The sequence below is a fragment of the Mesorhizobium sp. BR115XR7A genome (assembly GCF_020165315.1).
GTDB lineage: Bacteria > Pseudomonadota > Alphaproteobacteria > Rhizobiales > Rhizobiaceae > Mesorhizobium > Mesorhizobium australicum.
The window spans coordinates 1-2328 of record NZ_JAIUHW010000035.1 but is presented as its reverse complement, the minus strand read 5'-3'; the positions used below and the strand labels follow the sequence as shown (position 1 = coordinate 2328).

The 2328-nt window shown below is 58.5% G+C and carries 5 protein-coding genes; all 5 read right to left on the bottom strand.

What is annotated here, in order from left to right; translation table 11 throughout:
• Nucleotides 1-10 precede the first annotated feature (10 nt).
• Genes LB557_RS31430 through LB557_RS31410 form a run of 5 tightly spaced genes read right to left on the bottom strand, consistent with a single transcriptional unit; the run spans nucleotide 11 to nucleotide 2141 of the window.
• The gene (locus LB557_RS31430) at nucleotides 11-217 is read right to left on the bottom strand and encodes a hypothetical protein (protein WP_224643962.1); all 207 of its coding nucleotides are present in this window, start codon (nucleotides 215-217) and stop codon (nucleotides 11-13) included.
• The gene (locus tag LB557_RS31425) at nucleotides 195-1037 is read right to left on the bottom strand and encodes an HK97 family phage prohead protease (protein WP_224643963.1); all 843 of its coding nucleotides are present in this window, start codon (nucleotides 1035-1037) and stop codon (nucleotides 195-197) included. The genes LB557_RS31430 and LB557_RS31425 overlap by 23 nt, the downstream gene beginning before the upstream one ends.
• A 15-nt stretch (nucleotides 1038-1052) precedes the next feature.
• A complete protein-coding gene (locus LB557_RS31420; RefSeq protein ID WP_224643964.1) occupies nucleotides 1053-1295 on the bottom strand; it encodes a hypothetical protein in 243 nt (80 codons plus the stop codon).
• Nucleotides 1285-1830 carry a hypothetical protein gene (locus LB557_RS31415; RefSeq protein WP_224643965.1) on the bottom strand — a complete coding sequence of 182 codons (546 nt, stop codon included), beginning with the start codon at nucleotides 1828-1830 and terminating at the stop codon, nucleotides 1285-1287. The genes LB557_RS31420 and LB557_RS31415 overlap by 11 nt, the downstream gene beginning before the upstream one ends.
• Before the next feature lie 5 nt (nucleotides 1831-1835).
• Entirely contained in the window at nucleotides 1836-2141 is a 306-nt protein-coding gene (locus LB557_RS31410; RefSeq protein WP_224643966.1) for a hypothetical protein, read from the bottom strand.
• Nucleotides 2142-2328: the final 187 nt, after the last annotated feature.

Below are 2328 nucleotides of genomic sequence, written 5' to 3'. Positions count from 1 at the left end.
CCCCCCCCGGTCATGGCTTCCACCACGCGCTGGGGACTGCCCTGGCTCGCCATAGGTCGGCGTCCTTCACCTCAACGGAATGCGTGTCCAGTTCTTCCGTCGCTTGGTGCACTGTCTGGAGGTAGAGCGCTTCGCCGGCATAGGCATGCAGGATCACCGTCTTGCGGTCCTCAGCAAGGGTCACATCGATCTGGTCAAACTCTGTTGTTGGCTTCATGTCGCCGCTCCATCTTCTCTGCATCGCCGCGCTTGACTGCCAACCGCCACACCATCGGGGACTCGTTCGGTCGCACGCCCTTGCTCTCTATCTCGCCGTGCCAGAGTCCGCCTTGATGGCTCACGAAGTCTCCGGGCTGATATTGCTCGGTTTCTTTCCATGGGCCGCGATAGGGGATGCGTGGCTCTGCCTTTGGGCTTGAGGACGATGCCCAGAACTTGCGGCCATCATCGCCCTTTCGAAGTATCTCGAAGCGAGCATCGGCGTTCGCTCCTGATTGACAGATCGAGATCTCGGCGAGACCAATGCCGGAAAAGAAACGGACGCCATCAACGGTGGCGAGCGGCCTGCCAGTGTTCCGCTGGGGCGCAATTGATAGGCAGGAAACCGAGCCGTTCTTAATCAGGCTCTCAGCGTGCTTTGCTGCGAAATGGTCGTGAAGACAGGCGCGCATGTAGAGGCTGGTCGGGGAGCGCCTGAGATAAAACACGGAGCCGATCGATCCGCTTGTCGTGTGTTCAGAGATGAGTGGAATTGGCAATTCGGCTTCGATGCCTTTGCTATCGATCGCCTGACGATGACTGTCGATGATCGGGGTCGACGCTATGCCATGGATTTGAAGACCGTTACCTTCCGGCTCAATGGACTGCTCATAGGTATCGGGGCCGATTAGGCGCCAAAGGCTTCGGTTCGCTACCGCTGAACGCTCTATTTCCTCATACCCGCGCTGAAGCTGCAAGAAATACGGGTCCGATCGCTCGGAGACAAAGCGCCTCACGAACTTCGAGCCATCGGGCATGTATTCGATGCTATCTTCCATCGTGCTGGAGACCCTTCACCGAAGGCCCAAGGCGCGCGTCAAGTAAGGGGACGGTCCCTTTCTTCCCGCGTATGACGGCTTGGCAGCGGTCGCTTTCATGGGCGTGATGGTCGGCACGATTTGCCAAAACTTTCTCCAATGGTCGCCGTCTGGGCGAAGGCCTCTTACGAGGTCAAATTTCGCCTGGAGCACGACGCCCTTGAAGCGGCAACGCTCGCCTTCGCGGTAGGTGATCAGCTTGTTCCATTCAGCGCTCATCGCCGAGTTCCTCTCGTTGAAAACATTCGTTGAGGGTATCCGTCATCGTCTGGGCGAACCGCCGGCCGACCGGGGCATCGGTGATTGAGCTTGGAAGATTCACACCAGCTTCACGCGCCTGGCTGGCAAGCTCGCTACCGACATCCAACAATTCGAGAATTTCATCGAGGCGCCGGGTTATTGCGGAGCCGAAGCTCTCGATATCGGCCTGGAGTGCGGCGGCAGCTTCCTGCCGATAGATTGCCCGCAATCGGTCAAATTCGGCTCTTGCAGTGCGCTCGGCGTTCTGCGCGTCGGCTATCTCGACCGTAAGGCCATCCAATGCGGTATTGAGCGCATGTGTTGGAATTTTCGTTTTTGCGGGATTTTCGATACCAGATTCGATCGTCAAGGCCTCACGACGACCGACGAGAGCGCGGAGCTTGGCAGAGGCATCGCGCGATGTTTTCTCGGCGACCAAATATTCAGCGCTCGCCCGTGGCAACTGCAGCGCAGCCCTATGACGGTCGGCTTCGGTTGGAAGTATTTTGCTCATCAGGTTCATGTCCCGACTTTGACGCGCGAAACGCGATTGGGCGCGTCGCGATTGTCGCGTTTGCCAAAATATCCGCGCAGCAATGTCAGATTGGCCTGCCAGCGGCCCCCGACCTTCCGGCCAAAGCCGTTCCTGCAGAGTCTCCTGACGCTATCGACCGGAATGCTGAAGCGCTCGGCCGCCACTACAGTTTCCACCCAGACACTCGGGCTGACTGGCTCCTCTACCTCTGTCTCGATTGCAGCTATCAGTTCCATGACTTCCGCCAGCCTGGAACGGATGGCAGCGAGTTTGCGCGCGGTGTTGCTCATGGCAGCGACCCCGCAAAACTTTTTTCAGGGCGGATATGACAACGGAACTCCGCGAGCGGTCTTTGAAAGCGACGTGCTCTGAAGGTCCGATCCCCCCCTGAGGCCTCAACATTTGAATTGCAGACGTGTGCAAAAACCTCCGGGACCGGTCGGTGCTGGTGTGGCCAACTTGTCCACTCCACCCCCC